Below are 17173 nucleotides of genomic sequence, written 5' to 3' on the forward strand. Positions count from 1 at the left end.
TCAGTCGAGCGATCCGAGTTCGACCAGCCGGGCGAATTCGGCATCCTGGGCGCGCACTTCGTCGAAGGTCCCCTCGGCGCCGATCCGGCCCTCGCGCAGGTGCACCAGATGGTCGACCGAGCGGATGGTGGAGAGTCGGTGGGCGACGATCACGATCGTCATCTGACCGCGCAGGGCCTGGAGCGTCTGCGCGATCTCGTGCTCTGTCGCATTGTCCAGCGCGCTCGTCGCCTCGTCCAGGACGAGGAGGCGCGGCCGACGATACAGTGCGCGGGCGAGGCCGACGCGCTGACGCTGGCCGCCTGAGAGTCGCACGCCGCGGTCGCCGACGATCGTGTCGACGCCGTCCGGGAGTTCCTGCAGCAGCTCTGTGAGTTGGGCTTGGCGCGCGGCCTCGTGCAGTCGATCCATGTCGATCGTGGCGGCATCCTCGCCGAAGGCGATGTTCCGGGTGATCGTCGCGTTCAAGAGGAAGACGTCCTGCGGTACGACCCCGATCCCCGAATACCACGACGCGAGATCATCGTCGATGGAGCGGCCACCGCACCGGATCGCACCTGAAGTCGGCGTCAGCAACCCGAGCACGAGGTCGACCACCGTGGTCTTGCCGGCGCCGCTGCCGCCGGTGAACGCCGTGGTCTGGTTCTCGGCGATGGTGAGGGTCAAGTCGGACAGGACGGGCTGTTCGGCGTCGGGGTACGCGAACGTCACGCCGTCGAGCAGGATGTCACCGACGTACGGTGGGCCGCTCTTCGGGGTCTCATCGTGGCTGCCCTCGGCCTGCAGCTCGTCCAGGGTCTCGATCATGATGCGCAGCCCCGCCTGCCCGCCGCGCGTGGTCGCGAGACTCGCGCTCACGCGGTTCATCGTCGGCAGCGCTCGCATGGATGCCGCCGCGAAGAGGCCGAGCACCGGGACGACCTGCTCGCCGTCGCCCATCGCGAACAGGATCACGGCGATTCCGACGATGGCGACGATGAAGGCGATCTCGAGCAGGTAGCGCGGCACATCCGAGATGAAGCCCATCTCTCGGCCGAGGTGCGCCCCGCGCAGACGAGCGGAGCGGAAGTTGCGTACGAAGGATGACGCGCTGGAGGTGAGTCTCGTCTCGCGGAAGCCGTCGAGACCCGGCATCAGCGCCTGCCATGCCTCCAGACTCGTCACGGCCAGGTCTTCGCCGATTCGCAGCTGACGAGCGCGGAGGATGCGCTGCACGCCGAAGACGAGTCCGCCGAAGAGCACGACGGCGAACGCCGTCACGAGGGGGGCGCTGATGGCGAGCACAGCCATGATCGCGAGCAGCATCAGGAAGTCCGTGCACACGTTCACCACGGCCACGAGCACGCTGGCGGCCTGGCTCGTGCAGTCGTTGATGTTCCGGTAGACGACGCTCAGGGAACGCGCGCGATGGGCCGAGTAGGGCGACAGCACGTAGCGGTTCATCATCTCGGAGGAGGCGAGCGCGGCGATCCTCGACGTGCGGCCGAGCAGCCACCAGCGAAAGGCCATCGATCCGATGCTCTTCACGATGAACGCGAGCGCGACGAACCCGGCCATCAGCGGGATCAGGGTCGAGAGCTCCGAGGTGCCGAGGACCTGCACCACCCACTGCAGGAACGGGCCGTCAGGCGTTCCCGAAGTGATGAGCTGCATCAACGGGATCATCGCCGCGACGCCCGCCATATCGAGCAGTGCGAGGGTGACCGAGGCCGCCACGGTCGAGCCGATCCAGCGTCGCGGATGCGAGTCGGTGAGCAGAAGCAATCTGCGCAACTGCGGGAGGAGCCGTGGACGGTGCACGCGGTCGGCCATCTCGTCCTCCCTCCTGGCAGTGCTCAGCAGATGACTGTTCCGCGCGGAGCGCTCTTACGCTATCATTCAGGTGAAGTCGCTCCGTGTCTGGGGACATGGCGCCTGGGGAAGGGTCCCAGAACGTCAATTGAGCGACCAAAATCTGGGGAGTTCAACCATGGTTGACAATGCAACAAAAACGTCCGAAGGCATCAGCCGTCGCACCGTGACCAAGGCTATGGCCTGGGCGGTTCCGGCTATCGCCATCGCAGCGCCGGTGCCCGCTTTCGCGGCGTCGGGTGAGACCATCATCATCACACCGGGAGCGGCCTGCAAAGCGCCGGGCAACAGCTGCAATCCGATCGTCAAGGGCTACAGCGTCCCGGCGACCGTGAGCAATCCGGACCAGAACCAGGACGCATGGGTCACGGCGATCTCGATCAACGTGAACACCAGCGGGATCAACTTCGGACTCAATCCGATTCCTGCGCTGCCGTGGTTCATCCCGGCCGGTGGTTCGCTCGATGTGAACTTCAACGCGACCAGCAACAGCAGCGCGAACCTCGTCTTCGACCTTGGCTTCCTCGTCACGTGGGGACACGAGTCGGATGGATCCGACACGGACCACGAGCAGATTCAGGTCACGGTCACGATCCCTGCGACGCCGCCGGACTGCTGCAAGTAAGTCAGTGAAGCCCCGCCTCTTGCGGGGCTTCACTGACCAGGAGCGTCAGTGGATCGACTCGATCACCCGACGCATCTGATCCACGCGCACGCGCCAATCGGCGGCATCCGCTGCACCCCTAGGCAGCGGATCCTCCAGAGCGCTGATCACCGCGTCCGCGAACCCGTCCGCGTCTGCGATGCGGATGCGGGAATCAGATGCGTCGCGGAATCCGGCCACGGCCGTCGAAACGACGGGGCGGCCCGCGGCCTGATACTCGTAGAGCTTGATCGGGTCGAGGCTGTCGGTGAACGCCGTGACCAGGTGCGGCACCAGCAGCACGTCGGCATGCTGCAGATGCGCCGGCACGGCCGAGCGCTCGAGAGCGCCGAGTCGCCGGACTCCGGCCTCGTCGAGTCGCTCCCGGTCGTACCTGCTGAGAAGATCCGGACCCGCCAGCACGAGGCGCACGCGATCGGCGAGTTCCTGGGCGACACGGACGCAGAGCGCCACGTCGATGCGGTCCGGATGCAGGGTGCCCAGGTACAGCGCCACCGGAGCAGCCGGCAGATCCGCCGGTCGCTCGGCGAGGACGCGGTAGGCGTCGAGATCGACGGCATTCGGGATCAGGTGGATGCCACTGCGCTGCGCGCTCTTGCGGCGGACGAGCTCCGGAGAGCAGGCGACGACGGCGTCTGCTCTCTCGAGCAGCATCCGCTCACCGTCCGCGATCCGAGCGAGTTCTGCCGCGGGACGAGACGCGCTCAGCCAATCGTCGGTGATGTCGTACAGCGAACGCCACCCGGTCATCGGCACGAGCCCGGCCGCGGCGGGGTCGTTCACCCAGAGGATCGGTGCGGCGAATCCGAGGCGCGCGGCGGCGGCACGGATCGCCTGCGCGCGACGCTGGTCGCCGCTGCGGTCCCACTTGCGGGGCAGCCACTTGGTGGGACGGACCGTCCACAGCCGATCGGCGACCTGGCGCACCGGCTGGCCGAACCCGGGTCGGCGACGAATGCGGAGGTCGTGCAGCGGATCGTCCGGAGGTTCGACGAACAGCACCCGAAGCTCCGGATCGGCATCGAGGAGCCCAGCGACGAGGTACTGGTTTCGCCGCCAGACGGAGTCCCAGCCTTCCAACGAGAGAACGACGAGGTCGGTCATGCGTTTCTCCTCGCCATCGCATGACGGTACACGGCCTCGGTGCCGGCGGCCTGCTGACTGATGGAGAACTCGCTCTGTGCGCGTTCGCGCGCGGCATGGGCGAGCAGGCCTCGCCGCTGGGGATCGTCGGCGAACACACGAAGTGCCGCAGCGGCATCCGCCACATCATCGGGCCGGAACAGCGCACGTGCGTCGAGGCCTTCGAGCAGATCGAGGTGACCGGCGGCGCCGGCCGCGATCGGCGCGACCGCGTGCGCCATCGCCTCCAAGACGGCGAGCCCCAGCCCTTCGACCGGGCATGGCGCGAGCAGAATGGATGTCTCGGTGAGCAGCTGCGGCACATCGTCACGGAAGCCGAGCAGGTGCACTGCCTCGGCGACATCGAGCTCATCGACGAGCGCGGTGAGCGGGTCGCGCTCCGGTCCTTCGCCGACCACGTCGAGGCGCCAGCCTTCGGCCGCCAGCCCCGACGCCGCGAATGCCCGCACCCCGACGCCGATGTGCTTCTCCGGCTGCAGGCGCTGCACCATGAGAATGCGCTTCTGGGTGCCGTCGGCCGCAACGTCGGCCGGAGGGATGCCGGAATGCACGACCACGCTCGGCGCGCCGATTGCGGCGGCGACCGCCCGACTGATCGAGATCTCGGCATCCACCCGTCGTCGGATGATGGCGTCGAGCGGCAGCGGACCGAAGCGTCCCCGCGGACTCGCGAAGTGCCGCGTCGACACCAGAGCGGTGCGGCGGCCGAAGAGAGCCACGGCGCAGGCGCCGTCGGCCGCGGTCATGTGCGAGTTCACGACGTCGGCGGGAGTCCCTCGTACCACTCGGAGCACGTCGCGAGTGCGAACGGCCGGGACCATCCGAGCACCGACTGCCTGCAGGGCGGCGCTCATCCGGGCGGGGGCTCCGCCGACCACCGTGACATCGTGTCCGTGCGCAGCCTGAGCCGACGCAAGGCGCAGCACGAACTGCTCCACGCCGGCGAAGCGGTCTGACGCGACAGCGTGCACGATCCGAAGCGGAGTCATGACCGCGCCTCGATCGGGGCGACCAGAGCGGCGGGCATCACCGCTCCTGCCGGAATCGTGCCTCGACGCGCACCGGCCCGAGCCGGTAGACGGCTGCCCGGCGCCGTGCCTGAATACGGCGCTCGCCGCGGAGCACTGCGGCTCGTGCCGTCGCGCCAACCCAGCCGGCGAGCCGCGCGACAGCCCAGCCGGACGCGCCGAAATGCTTGCGGAAGTAGCGCTCCTGCGATGCGAAGAAGTACGCCTCGCGGCGCCGCGGATCCGAGCTCGTGCCGCCGGCCCGGTGGAGGGCGGTCACCGTCGGGACGGCGCGATGCCGCCAGCCGAGCAGGTGCGCGCGGTACGCCCAGTCGGTCTCCTCGGCGTAGAGGAAGAAGCGCTCATCGAATCGACCCACCTGCGCGAGTGCCTCGGCATGCAGCAGCAGCACGGATCCGATCACGAAACCCGGCCCGCGTGCAAAGGCGCCGAGACCGAGTGCGTCCGTCACCGCGCGGAGAGGGGTCGGGAACGGCCACTCCACGCGTGCTGGGCGCCCATCACCGTCGACCTGAGCCGGACCCACACTGGCGAGGTCGGGATCGCCGTGCAGGGCCCTCTGCAGCGTCTCGACGGTGGCCGGGGTCACCTCGGCGTCCGGGTTCAGCAGCAGCACATCGGCGTCGGGATGCAGCCGGTCGGCCAGGGCGAGGTTCACGGCGGCCCCGAAGCCGAGGTTCGCTCCGGAATCCCGGTAGCGCACACCGAGCTCGGTGCAGAGATCGGCGATCTCGGAGAGGGACGAGTTGTCGATGACCGTGACCGGAAGCGCTGAAACGGGCTCAAGAGCCTTGCGGAGCAGGCCAGGGGAGCCGTACGCCACCACGATGACCTCGACGGGGCGCACCGGGCCCTTCGGCGAGCTCTCTGACCGAGGTGCGCGAACCACCGAGCGGTACAGCTCCTGGTAGGCGCCGGCGACGCTGTCCCAGCTGCACTCGACGGCCCGCTCGCGGCCCGCCGCGATCAGCTCGTCACGATGAGGGCCGGCCGCGGCGATCAGCGATTCGCCCAACCGCGCGGCATCCCCGGCGGGCACAACGATCCCGGCGCCCCCGACGACATCGGGGAGCGCACCCGCATCGCTGGAGACGACCGGCACACCCATCGCCATGGCCTCCACGGCCACGCGGCCGAACTGCTCGGTCCAGCGCGGCGTCGGAAGCGACGGCATCGTGAGCACGTCGATGGAGCGGTAGAAGTCGTCGACCGCATCCGGGTCCACAGCGCCGACCAGTTCCACCCTGTCTGCGACGCCGCGCTCGGATGCCCAGCCGCGGAGGTCTGTCGCGAGCGGTCCCGATCCTCCGATGCGCGCATGCAGACGCGGCTGCAGCGCGAGCGCATCGAGCAGCGTCGCGAATCCCTTCTCCGGAACGAGGCGCCCCAGCATCCCGACCGTCACAGACGGTTCCGGTCGCAGTTCGTGCGGGTCCTCGGCCGCGCCAGCCGCATGAACTGCGACCGGAGCGGGCGGGGTCGGGCCGATTTCCACACCGAGCGGGATCACGCGCGCTCTGCCGGCGAAACCCTTGCCCTCCACGATCCGCGCCGCGTCGGCGTTGCATGCGGAGATGCCGGCCGCCGAGCGGAGCGCCCAGCGCTCCAGCCAGCGGAATGGCACCGGATACCTCTTGAACAGGTTCTGGGCGGTGTACAGCACGACCGGGGCGCGGTTGCGGCGCAGCATCCGCAGCACCAGCACCTCTGCAGTGCTGAGTGCGAACGGCTCCTCGTGGATGTCGATGACATCCCACGTCTCACCGAGCGCACGCCAGAGCGGACGCGGGTCGTAGAGGAACAGTGCCGGATGAGTGCCGAAGGTGCGAGTGGGGGAGACCTGCTCCTCCGCCGCGGCATCGAGGTCGACCCAGGTGCCACCGGCGTGCCAGCGGCGCGCGGTGATCAGGGAGACATCCTCGCCGCGCGCGCGGAGGGCGTTCTCGCGCCCGCGCCATGCGGCGATTGCGGCGCTGTGCGAAATTCTCAGCACTCGCACGAGGCCTCCCCAAGATATGCTCTGTGAGCAACCATAACCGTCCATCAGCGCACAGGGGAGCGCCCGGGACGGCATGCAGTTTCCTGGGGGGAGGGCAGCCGTGGACAGCATCCGACGCGACGCAGATCGTCCCCGCGTCGTGCACCTCGATCACACCACCGTGCGCGGCGGTGCCGAGCTTGCGCTCGTGCGTCTGCTATCGGTGGATCCGGCCTGGACCCCGGCTGTGCTCGTGCCGGCGATCGACGAGGTCGACGTCTTCGCGCAGATGCCGCCGACCGTCGTGCGCCGCGCGCGCGGCGTGCGTCAGCACTCCGGCGGCAGTGGCGCGTCGCGCGCTCATCTGCTGGGTCTCGCCGTCCGGCTCGTCGCCCAGGCGGTGCTCACCGGCACGCATCCGCTCGTCCGCACCGCCGATGTGGTGGCGGCGAACAGCACGCGTGCTGCCGCATACGCGGCTCTCGCCCTGCGGCTGACACGGCGGCCGTTGGTGGTGCACCTCCGCGACATGATCGACGAGGAGAGCCTCGGAGCCTTCGGGTACCGCACCATGACGCGTCTCGTGCTGCCCCGGGCCGACGCTGTCATCGCCAACTCGCGCGTGACCCTCGCGGGAGCGCTGCCGTTCCTCCGCGAAGGTGCCGTGGCGGTCGTCATCCCCAGCGCGTCCGGATTGACCCTGTCGCCTGGTCGCGTGCCGACATCGGGTCCGCTGCGGATCGGGATGCTGGCGCGGATCGATCCGTGGAAAGGGCAGGCCGAGCTGCTGGAGGCCTTCGCGGATGCCTTCCGCGACGGTACCGAGGAACTGGAACTCGCCGGGGGCGCGCCCTTCGAGCACGGGGGATTCGCCGAGAGGCTGCGCACGCGCGCGGCGGAACTCGGAGTGGCACATCGGGTTCACCTGCTCGGCCACGTCGACGACACCACAGCCCTGCTGAACCGGTGGGACATCGCCGTGCAGTACTCCACCCGCGCCGAGCCGATGGGGCAGAACGTCCTGCAGTATCTCGCCGCCGGGGTCACCGCCATCGTCGCGGATGAGGGCGGTCCCGCGGAGTGGGTCACGGATGGCGTGAACGGTCGGCGCGTCACACCCCGCGATGTGCCCGAGCTGGCTCGTGTGCTGCGGGAGCTCGCCTCGGACGGCGAGGGCCGGGATCGACTGGCCGCGGCTGCCGTACAGACACCGGGGCTGCTCGATGATGTCGCCGTCGCGTCCGCGCACGCCGAGGTGTTCCGCCGGGTCGCTCGTCGCGGTGATCGGCATGCGCGCCGCCTCAGCGCTGGCGCGCAGGAATAGGCTGACGCCGTGGATTCGCTGGACACGACACCGATCTCGCTCGACGTGCGGCTGGAGTTCAGCCGTGCGGCCGTCGAGGTCATCGCGCGCCGTATCGGCATCCGCCTGCTGCATATCAAGGGCGAGACTCTTGACGGTGCACTCCGCCCGGGAAAACGCAGCGGCACCGATGTCGACGTGCTGGCCGACCCGAGCCGTGTGTCCGAACTGCATGCGCAGATGCTGCAGAACGGCTGGAGCGTGTACAGCTCCTTTCTCGACGGTTCGCCCTTCGGACACGCGCAGACCTATCACCACCCGGAGTGGGGCTACCTGGATCTTCATCGCCGATTCCCGGGTATCGGCATCCCCGATCAGGAAGCTTTCGAGGTGCTCTGGCCGGATCACGGAACCTATTCCGCTGCCGGAGTGGAGTGCTCGATCTCGTCGGTGGACGCGCAGGCTGTGCTCTTCGTGCTCAACGCCGCGCGCGACCTCGACACGCTCGCCGCCGAGGCACGAGCGCTGTGGGCGGGCCAGAGCGACGACGAACGCGTGCGTCGCTCACGGCTGGTGCGCCGACTCCGGGCCGAGGTGGCGTTCGCCGCCGCGCTCGGCGATCTCGAGCGCTACCGACGTCGCCGCGAATACCTGCTCTGGAAGACCGTGTCGCAGGGCGGCAGTCGCACCGATGAATGGTGGGGACGAATCAAAGCCGCACCCACCGTGGGTGCGGCACTGCGTACCGCCGCTCGAGCGCCACAGGTCAATCGCGCCGCTCTGGCGCACGAGCTCGGCCGCGAGCCCCGCGCACGCGACGTCATGCTCGCCTTCCTGCGGCGAATCGGTACGGCGCTCCGGGAGTCCCTCGGCCTCAGGGGCAGGTCGTGACCCGCTTCGTGCAGGCCCGGGATGTCGGCGTGATCGACGACGGGATCCGGGTGTTCGCCGCTGTGCTCCCGAAGGGCCCCATCGTGGTGCTCGCCGGCGTCGGCGCGGCGGTATGGCGGGCAGCGCTCGGCGCAGACCTCGCGACGCTTGCCGTGCGCCTGGTCGACGGCGACGTGTGCGAAGAGGGTGATGCGGTGACGGATGCCGCACTGTTCACACGGGCATTCGTGGATTCCGGCCTGCTGCGCGAGGAAGAGGATTCCTGATGACGTCACTACTGGCCGTCGCTCCGCTGATTCTGGCCGGTGTATTGATCGCGAGCGGCATTGCGAAACTGTTCCGCCCCGAAGACGCGGATGCGTGGGGGGAACTCGGGGTTCCCGCGGTGCTGCGACAGCGCTGGCTCATCAGATTGCACCCCTGGGGAGAGATCCTGCTCGCGCTGGCATTGCTCTTCTTCGGCGGGGTGCTCGGTCTGCTCGCCGCCGCAGGAGCCGTGCTGCTCTTCGGTGCCTACCTCTTCCTCGTCTGGCGGCGATGGAGGATGGTCGATGGGGCCTCCTGCAACTGTTTCGGCGCGCGTCAGCCGATCACCGGGCTGACGATCGTGCGCAACGCCTGGTTTCTGGTGCTGTCGATTCTCACGGCCTGGGTGATCGGGGTCACGCCGTTGATCGGCGGGCCAGTGATAACGCTGGGCAATGACGGCGGATGGGTTCTCGCGCTCGCAGCATCCGCCCTCACGGTGGCCTTGATCCTCTGGCATCCGCCGCAGCCCTCGTCACCAGAGGCCGGCGTGCCGATCGTGGGTACTCCGGGGACGGCCACCGAGGCCGAGCCGGAGGAATACCTCCGCGCCCGCACGCCGGCCGTGCCCGTGACGCTGGCCGACGGGCGCACTGTCAATCTCCGCGATCTCGCGGCCCGCGGTCCGATCCTCCTGCTTGCAGTGAAGGAGGGATGCGGCTCCTGTGTGTCTGTGATCGCGGCCGTACCTCGCTGGCGCGCGCTGCTGCCAGAGGTGAGCGTGCGCTTCCTGCTCTGGCCCGCGCCCGAGAAGAGCTCGCTCACCGAGCTGACCGAGCCGCAGTCCCTGCACGACCCCCACATGTACGTGCAGCAGTCGATCGCCGACTGGGCGACACCCGCGGCCGTTCTCATCGGCGCAGACGGCTACCTCGCCGGCGGGCCGGTCTCCGGCTCAGACGCGGTGTCGTCTTTCATCGACGACATCTATGAGAACCTGCACGGAGAGCGACCCGCTCACGATTCTTGAGGGTCAGCCGCAGCCTTCAGTCGTCAGCTGCTCACCCACCGGGCGCACCATCGGGGTGTGGCGGATGTCGAGCGGGCCATACTTGCCGGCGGTGCCGGCGAACGTCGCGACGACCGTGCTGGTCTGGCCCGGCGTGGTGATGATGGGCACCTTGACGGCGCCGCGACCCAAGTGCTGGACACCGCCGACATTGCCCGGCTGCCCGTCGACCGTGAGCCCGGTGAACGTGGAGCCGACCGGCCCGTAGAACACGAGATCAGTCGCGACGTCGCCCCGAGGGAAGTACTTGGCGGGAGCGATATGGCGGGGGAGATCAGGTGCCTGCTCCGGCGTCACCGTGTTCGTCAGAGTGGCTGTCGTCGTGAATACCGGGCTGTCCGGCGCCGTGCACTGCGTCGACACAGCAGCGACGTCGAGCTGCATGTAGTAATCGAGCTTGCTCTGAGTGAAGTCGTTGACGTAGACGCCGAGCAGCGTCGTGTCTTCGTTCGTGCTTGGCAGACGGCCAGACATCTTGGTCTCGCCGATGAGCTTCGCCTCGGCCTCGTTGGCCGGCGAGTACAACAGCCGGTCCTCCTCCACCGCGAGCGCGAGGCTGTCGAGGAGCGCCTTCGGCGCGGCGTTCCCGGAACTCACCGCATCGAAGACCGATTTGGCCGCCGCTGCGAAGAACGCGTCCTGGAGGTACCCCTCGGGGAACCTCCAGTAGGCCTCGTTGAGGAGCAGCGGGACGGCGTTCTCGGCCGTGAGCGTGATCGGCTCGTCGAAGACCTCGATCGTCTCGCCGTTGACCTCGGCGGTCGCGGCGGGGATGACCGTCGGGCCGGTTGCCTGGAGGAGGTAGCTCAGTCCGATCGGGTCGAACGACACGACGGCATCTACCGGCGTTCCGAACTGTTCAGCCCAGTAAGCGCGGACGACAGCGACCGTCTCGCTGAAGTCGGGGCTGAGCGTGGCATCCGAGATCCAGCGGCCCATCTTGTCGCCGTACAGCGCCACGGTCTCGGGATTGAGAGGGACGATTGACTCGGGGCGCGCGTTTTGGAAGTCACCGCTCGACGCCTGCTGAGTGATGCTGATCCGGCCCTGGTCCGCGGTCACCATCACGATAGCCGCCGGGTTGCCCCCGGTGCCGCGGGCCTCTGCGTTGTTCTGGAAGATCATCAGGTAGTTGCGCGGGCCCTCGGCGCCGAGCGCGGTCGGCAGAATGCCGATGATGTCCTTCGCCGGGCCGAGCACCGGCTCCATCTCGTCGACTGCTCCGGTGAGCTTCGCGAGCGCGTCATCGACCTGATCGATCAGCCCGTCCCTGTTGATCGAGTCCAGGTCGGTCGCTGCCTTGGCGACGGCATCCGCCGCCTGCGTGACCGTCGTCTGCATACCGGCGACGGCGGCGAGATCGATCGCGCCGTTCACCGGCTTAAGAGCATCCAGGCTCAGGGTCGTCGCCGGCGTGAGCGCGTTGGTCACCAGATCGTCGGTGACGGATGCCGCGGTGCGCACCGCATAGAGATTGGGTCCGACGACCGGCACCCACTCGAGGTTCTTCCACATCTCGTCGTCGGTCTGCTCGCGAGCGTCCGCCGTCAACGCGGCGAGCTTCGCGGTGGTCGTCTTGGCGCCCTCAGCGTCACCCGCGAGGATCTGATCCTTCGCAGTCGTCGCCAGGGGCATCGCCTGCTCGAGCGAGCCCTTCGCGGCCATCGCGCGATCGTAGATGCGCTCTCCGACCGTCCAGGCTGCGATCGCCAGTCCGATGAGCGCGAGCAGGATGCCGATCGGGACCCACAGGCGGAAGCTGCGAAGCAGGGGCCGGCGCGGTCGGTCGGCGCGGCTGACGCGCTCGGCTCTCGTGGTCATGCCCTCAATCGTAGGAGTACCCGCCGAGTGGTTCATGTGAGGGCGTCAGTACGCGCCGTGTCTGCGCAGTACCGCGCGCACGGTGCGCCAGATGATCACCAGGTCGCTCGTCAGCGACCAGTTCTCGACGTAGTACAGGTCGAGGCGGATGCTGTCGTCCCAGGAGAGGTCCGATCGTCCGCTGACCTGCCACAATCCCGTGATGCCCGGCTTGACCAGCAGGCGACGCTGCACCCACTTCTCGTACGTGTCGACCTCGCTCATCAGCGGCGGACGAGGTCCGACCAGGGACATGTCTCCACGCAGGACGTTCACGAGCTGCGGGAGTTCGTCGAGGCTGTACCGCCGCAGGATCCGGCCGATCCGGGTCACGCGGGGGTCGTCGCGCATCTTGAAGAGGATCCCGTTGCCGTCCGACGCGTCGAGCAGCTGCGGCAGGCGCGCCTCCGCGTCGACGACCATCGTGCGGAACTTCAGCATCACGAACTGGCGTCCTTCGAGGCCGACACGGCGCTGCCGGAACAGCACCGGCCCGCCGTCCTGGCGCACCATCACTGTCAGCGCCAGGAAGACCGGACTCAGCACGATGAGCGCGAGCGTCGCGACGATGACGTCGAAGGCTCGCTTGGTGGCGTACCGGGAACCGGTGAACGCCGGATAGTCGACGTGGATCAAGGAGAGTCCGGCGACCGGTCGGGCGTGGATGCGCGGACCGGCGACGTCCGTCAGGGCGGCGGCGACGATGAGGTCGACGTTCCGCGACTGCAGATCCCAGCCGAACTGGCGCAGCTGGGCGGGCGTGATCAGGTCGGAGCCGCTGTAGACCACGGCATCCGCACCGGCGAGGTCGATGCCAGCGACGGCATCATCGAGACTGCCCACCACCGGGATGCCCGGCAGCAGCGACCCCGTTCCGCGTTCGGTGAGGGCTCCGGTGATGACCATTCCGGCGCCGCCGTCGCGCTGCATCTCGCGCGCGATGTGCACCGACTTCGCGTGCTCGCCGACCAGCACCACCCGCGACAGGAACCTGCCCTCAGAGCGCTGAGCCGCGAGCCAACGCCGCCACCCCCAGCGGCTTCCCACGAGTACGACGAGTCCCGCCGGCAGCGCCAGCAACAGGTAGCCGCGCGCGACGTCGATGTGCAGCAGGAAGGAGAGGATCGCGAGGACGCCGAAGACGCGGATGCTGGCGTCTGCCACGCGGCGGAATTCCTGCCAGCCGGTCCCGACGACCTTGGCGTCGCGAGTGCCGTAGAGCCGGAGTCCGAGGACCCACGTGATGACGAAGATGGCCGAGACCGACGTGTAGGCGATATCGAACCCTGCTCCGGTGACACCCGGGATGTACAGGTCGGCGTTGCTCTGCCCGAACCGGAGCAGCTGAGCCCCGAACACGGCGCCGATGATGATCGCCGTGTCGGTGAGCAGGAGGCGTCGCGCATACACGCGCTGCCATCGAGCCGGTTCGGCCGCGTCGATAGCGGTCCGCTCGGCAGCGTGCGCCGCGGTTCTCGCCGCGGTCGCCCTTGCCGCCGCGGCACGTTCGTTCTTCCTTCCCTGCCTCGACGACAGAAAAAGATCCCCAGATATTGCCACAATCCCTCCCCAGAGAATGTGTGCGCCCCAAACAGCCCCTCTCTGCCCCAGCAGAGAGTGAAGACATCGCTGCCCCAGCAAACGATGTTCTTTCCTCCGTCAAGCTGACGAAGGCCCAGAGCCGCAGTCTAACCGCGCAACTGCGTTTCCGATACCCCGCACCGCGGAGAAATCGTCAAAGACCCGTCCAGCGACCCGCAGGCCAGACGATCGCGGCGGCGCGGCCGACGATCTGATCTCGTTTCGCCCATCGCCAGCATTCGGGAGTGGGCGCCTCGGATCGACGGCAGGCGATGGCGGAATCGCCCGAAACGGAACGGTGATCGCCGAGCATGAGGTACGAACCCGGCGGCACCGTGACCTCGGCGAAGCAGCGGCTCGATGCGGGTGTCGACGTGCAGTTCACGCTGTCGTCGAAGAGGAAGTCCTCGAAGACGTAGGGTTCGTCGATCGGCTCGCCGTCGACGATGAGCGAGCCATCGGCGCTGCAGCAGCGCACCGTCTGACCGGGGCCGGCCACGATGCGTTTGACGAGGGTGTGCGGGCCTGATGGACCGAATCCGGTGACCTCGCCGACCCAGCGGAGGATCGCCTTGACGGGGCCATCGTCCGCCGCCGATGTGGGACCCCAGCTCTCGCCGACGTCGAAGACGATCACGTCTCCCGGGGCGGGGTCCGCCGCGACATAGGCGAGGCGGTTCACCAGGACCCGGTCTCCCGGCTGGAGAGTCTGCTCCATCGACCCGGAGGGCACGAGGTACGGCTTCGCGACGAAAGAGAGCACGAGGCCGGCGACCACGAAGGCCAGTGCGAGGTGGAACCATACGCTGCCGGTGATCCTGCGGCGTATGGAGATCGGCTCGTCAGTGCTCACAGGGGCTCCTGATCAGAGAGGACGGCGGTGCCTGCCCACCCTACCTTCACGACACGAGGAGAGCGGTGCCGGGGTACGAGCGGAGCAGGACCGCTGTAGTACCTTTGTCGGGATGCCTGCGGGGCGTCGAACGACCGGAACAGAGGACGACTGAATGGACCTGCGCCACTACCTGCGCGTCTTCCGCGCACATTGGCTCGGAATGCTCGTTCTCGTGGTCGCGGCGGTGGCGATTGCGTTCGGCTGGACACTTCTGCAGCCGCGGGTGTACACCGCCGATGCGACAGCGCTCGTGCAGGCCACTGCTGCCGCCGAAGACATCGGCACGAAGCTGGTCGGTAACCAGCTCGCGGCATCCAGCGTGAAGACCTTCGTGAACCTCGGTTCGTCGCGCTCCGTCGCGGAACGGGTCATCGCGGATCTCGGACTGGAGTCGACGCCCGAACGGCTCGTCTCGCAGGTGACGGTCACCAACCCGCTCGACACATACTCGCTCAAGGTGACGGCGACCGCGTCATCGCCCGAGGCCGCCCGTGACATCGCGGAATCGTGGGTCCGGGGGATGGCCGCCGAAGTGAATCTCCTCGAGAGCACTGACGAAACGACGCCGGGTCTCGTCTATCTCGCGCCGATCGACTCCGCGCGCCTGCCGACGTCGCCGTCATCGCCCAACACTCGGTTCGCCCTCGCGATCGGTGGCCTGGTCGGCCTCGTCATCGCATTCGGCTACGCGATGCTGCGGTACACGCTCGATCGCCGCATCCGCTCGGTCGACGGCGTCGAGAAGGAACTGGGCATCGCGGTGGTCGGCACGCTGCCCGAGGAGAAGTCGTTCACCGCAGAAAACCGTCTCATCCCGCAGGACGGCGGCACATCGGTGAACAGCAGTTCTTCGCACCTGTTCGCCATCGCCGAGGCGATGCGAGAGCTGCGCACGAACATCCAGTTCATGGACGTCGACAACCCGCCGCGGGTGATCGTCATCACGAGCCCGCTGCCCGGTGACGGCAAATCGACCACCGCATCGAACCTCGCGATCACTCTCGCCTCCAGCGGAGAACGCGTCATTCTCATCGATGGCGATCTTCGTCGTCCGATGATCGGCAAGATCTTCGGACTCGTCGAGTCCGTCGGGCTCTCCGAGGTGCTGTCCGGGCGCGCGGAGATCGGGCAGGTCGCGCAGCGGATCCCCGGCCGTGACAACCTCATCGTCGTGGCCGCCGGCAAGTTGCCGCCGAACCCGAGTGAGGTGCTCGGTTCCGCGAAGATGCACGAGCTGCTCACATCGCTCGCGAACGAGGCGATCGTGATCATCGACGCGCCGCCGCTCATCCCTGTGACCGACGCCGCTGTGCTCACCCAGCATGCGGACGGCGCCGTCGTGGTGGCCACCGTCGGCAAGACCACCTTCGAGGTTCTCGGCAAGGCGCTCGGAAACCTCGAACGTGCCAACGCGAGGGCGCTCGGAGTCGTGCTCAACCGGGTTCCGCGGCGCGGCACCGGAGCCGCGTACTACGGGTACCAGTACCACGGCGACTACTACCGCGCCGACTCGGAGCCGAGTGATTCTGAGACCGCGGATGCCGAAGCCGGCCCTCGGCGCCGAGGCGCCACGATCGCGTGAGGATGCGGTCGTGAAGAAGGCGGTCGTCGTCCTCGCCGCGATGGGCGCCGTCGTGCGCATCGAGTTCGGCGACGGCGTTCCGGATGAGGTGATCGAGCGCGTTCGTCATGCATGGACGGGTGCAGCCATCGAGCCGGCGCCGGCGCGGGTCGACACCGATCTCCGCATCGAGGTCGACGACGTCCCCGACGTCGAGCGCTTCCTGGAACGGCTTTCCACCGACGTGACCCTCGAAGCACTCGCCCACAACCGCGGGAGCCTGATGATGCTCCATGCGGCCGGCATCGCGCTCGATGACGGTCGGGTGATCGCTTTTGTCGGCCCCTCCGGACGTGGCAAGACCACTCTCAGTCGCGTTCTGGCGAACGTGTACGGCTACGTCTCGGACGAGACGATCGCCTTCGACCGCGACCTCCGAGTGCTGCCGTACCGCAAGCCTCTCTCCGTGGTGCGAAATGGGGCGCCGAAAGATCAGGTCGCGCCCGCGGATGCCGGGATGCGCGACCTGCCGGACGCCGATCTGACGCTCGCGGCGATCGTCCTTCTGGATCGCGATACATCCGTCGGCGAGCCCGAGATCGAGCACCTCCACTTCATCGACGCCGCCCCCGTGCTGGTCGAGCAGACGAGCTATCTCGTCGAGCTCGATGGCACCGTGGCCACACTCGCCGAACTCTGCGATCGCGTCGGCGGTATCCGGCGGCTGCGCTATTCCGAGGCGGCCGATGTTCCGGCGAAGATCGAGTCACTGCTCGCTCCTGGCCCTGCTCCGGAGGCATGGACACGCGCGTCCGTCGCGGTGAGAGATACCGATGGTCAGGCGTCGTCCTCGGACGCCGTCGACTACGGCGATGCTGTGGTCGTGCTTTCCGATCGCACACTGCGGGTCCTGACCGGAATCGCTCCCACCGTGATCCGGGCGGCGAAAGAATCCGAAGAATTCAGATCGATCGTGAAAGCCGTGATCGAGCATCATGGGGTTCCGCCGAGCGGTGACCCCGAGGTGATCGTCCGGACGGCGATCGAGGAACTCACCGAAGCCGGACTTCTTCGACAGCACTGACACAGGACCCCGTCCGTCG

At 68.2% G+C, this 17173-nt stretch carries 14 protein-coding genes; 7 read left to right on the plus strand and 7 right to left on the minus strand.

Annotated elements, in window-relative coordinates:
• On the minus strand, positions 1 to 1812 hold the full coding sequence (locus tag MRBLWH12_RS00440; RefSeq protein WP_363544860.1) for an ABC transporter ATP-binding protein: 1812 nt from the start codon (positions 1810 to 1812) through the stop codon (positions 1 to 3).
• A 157-nt stretch (positions 1813 to 1969) separates the two neighbouring features.
• On the opposite strand from MRBLWH12_RS00440, the gene MRBLWH12_RS00445 reads away from it, so the two are divergent.
• The gene (locus MRBLWH12_RS00445; protein ID WP_363544862.1) at positions 1970 to 2476 is read left to right on the plus strand and encodes a hypothetical protein; all 507 of its coding nucleotides are present in this window, start codon (positions 1970 to 1972) and stop codon (positions 2474 to 2476) included.
• A 45-nt stretch (positions 2477 to 2521) separates the two neighbouring features.
• Here the strand turns inward: MRBLWH12_RS00445 and MRBLWH12_RS00450 are convergent, their stop codons facing one another.
• From MRBLWH12_RS00450 to MRBLWH12_RS00460, 3 genes are read right to left on the minus strand one after another with little or no spacing between them, the layout of a single operon-like run.
• Positions 2522 to 3619 carry a glycosyltransferase gene (locus MRBLWH12_RS00450; protein WP_363544865.1) on the minus strand — a complete coding sequence of 366 codons (1098 nt, stop codon included), beginning with the start codon at positions 3617 to 3619 and terminating at the stop codon, positions 2522 to 2524.
• A complete protein-coding gene (locus tag MRBLWH12_RS00455; protein WP_363544868.1) occupies positions 3616 to 4647 on the minus strand; it encodes a glycosyltransferase in 1032 nt (343 codons plus the stop codon). Before MRBLWH12_RS00455 ends, MRBLWH12_RS00450 begins: the two co-directional genes overlap by 4 nt.
• 37 nt (positions 4648 to 4684) lie before the next feature.
• Positions 4685 to 6685, minus strand: a complete 2001-nt coding sequence (locus tag MRBLWH12_RS00460; protein WP_363544871.1) for a glycosyltransferase — start codon at positions 6683 to 6685, stop codon at positions 4685 to 4687.
• A 100-nt stretch (positions 6686 to 6785) separates the two neighbouring features.
• Here MRBLWH12_RS00460 and MRBLWH12_RS00465 point away from each other — a divergent pair, with 100 nt between their 5' ends.
• The 4 genes from MRBLWH12_RS00465 to MRBLWH12_RS00480 are packed head-to-tail and all read left to right on the plus strand — an operon-like array spanning position 6786 to position 10134.
• Positions 6786 to 7988, plus strand: a complete 1203-nt coding sequence (locus MRBLWH12_RS00465) for a glycosyltransferase (protein WP_363544873.1) — start codon at positions 6786 to 6788, stop codon at positions 7986 to 7988.
• Positions 7989 to 7997: 9 nt separating this feature from the next.
• Positions 7998 to 8858, plus strand: coding sequence for a hypothetical protein (locus MRBLWH12_RS00470; RefSeq protein WP_363544876.1), 861 nt, complete (start codon positions 7998 to 8000; stop codon positions 8856 to 8858).
• On the plus strand, positions 8855 to 9124 hold the full coding sequence (locus MRBLWH12_RS00475; protein WP_363544879.1) for a hypothetical protein: 270 nt from the start codon (positions 8855 to 8857) through the stop codon (positions 9122 to 9124). Before MRBLWH12_RS00470 ends, MRBLWH12_RS00475 begins: the two co-directional genes overlap by 4 nt.
• Entirely contained in the window at positions 9124 to 10134 is a 1011-nt protein-coding gene (locus tag MRBLWH12_RS00480) for a MauE/DoxX family redox-associated membrane protein (RefSeq protein WP_363544881.1), read from the plus strand. The genes MRBLWH12_RS00475 and MRBLWH12_RS00480 overlap by 1 nt, the downstream gene beginning before the upstream one ends.
• Before the next feature lie 3 nt (positions 10135 to 10137).
• Here MRBLWH12_RS00480 and MRBLWH12_RS00485 read toward each other — a convergent pair whose 3' ends face one another.
• The 3 genes from MRBLWH12_RS00485 to lepB all read right to left on the minus strand — a co-directional run bounded on the left by MRBLWH12_RS00485 (position 10138) and on the right by lepB (position 14467).
• The gene (locus MRBLWH12_RS00485) at positions 10138 to 11994 is read right to left on the minus strand and encodes a DUF4012 domain-containing protein (RefSeq protein WP_363544884.1); all 1857 of its coding nucleotides are present in this window, start codon (positions 11992 to 11994) and stop codon (positions 10138 to 10140) included.
• Between the two features lie 45 nt (positions 11995 to 12039).
• Positions 12040 to 13443, minus strand: coding sequence for a sugar transferase (locus MRBLWH12_RS00490; protein ID WP_363544887.1), 1404 nt, complete (start codon positions 13441 to 13443; stop codon positions 12040 to 12042).
• A gap of 325 nt (positions 13444 to 13768) precedes the next feature.
• A complete protein-coding gene (gene lepB, locus MRBLWH12_RS00495) occupies positions 13769 to 14467 on the minus strand; it encodes a signal peptidase I (RefSeq protein WP_363544890.1) in 699 nt (232 codons plus the stop codon).
• A gap of 154 nt (positions 14468 to 14621) precedes the next feature.
• Between lepB and MRBLWH12_RS00500 the strand changes: the two genes are divergently transcribed.
• Both MRBLWH12_RS00500 and MRBLWH12_RS00505 read left to right on the plus strand, forming a co-directional pair.
• Positions 14622 to 16091 (plus strand): polysaccharide biosynthesis tyrosine autokinase, encoded by a 1470-nt coding sequence (locus tag MRBLWH12_RS00500; RefSeq protein WP_363544892.1) that lies wholly within the window; start codon positions 14622 to 14624, stop codon positions 16089 to 16091.
• Positions 16048 to 17154, plus strand: a complete 1107-nt coding sequence (locus tag MRBLWH12_RS00505) for a hypothetical protein (RefSeq protein ID WP_363544894.1) — start codon at positions 16048 to 16050, stop codon at positions 17152 to 17154. The genes MRBLWH12_RS00500 and MRBLWH12_RS00505 overlap by 44 nt, the downstream gene beginning before the upstream one ends.
• Positions 17155 to 17173: the final 19 nt, after the last annotated feature.

It is taken from the genome of Microbacterium sp. LWH12-1.2 (assembly GCF_040675825.1).
Taxonomy (GTDB): Bacteria; Actinomycetota; Actinomycetes; order Actinomycetales; family Microbacteriaceae; genus Microbacterium.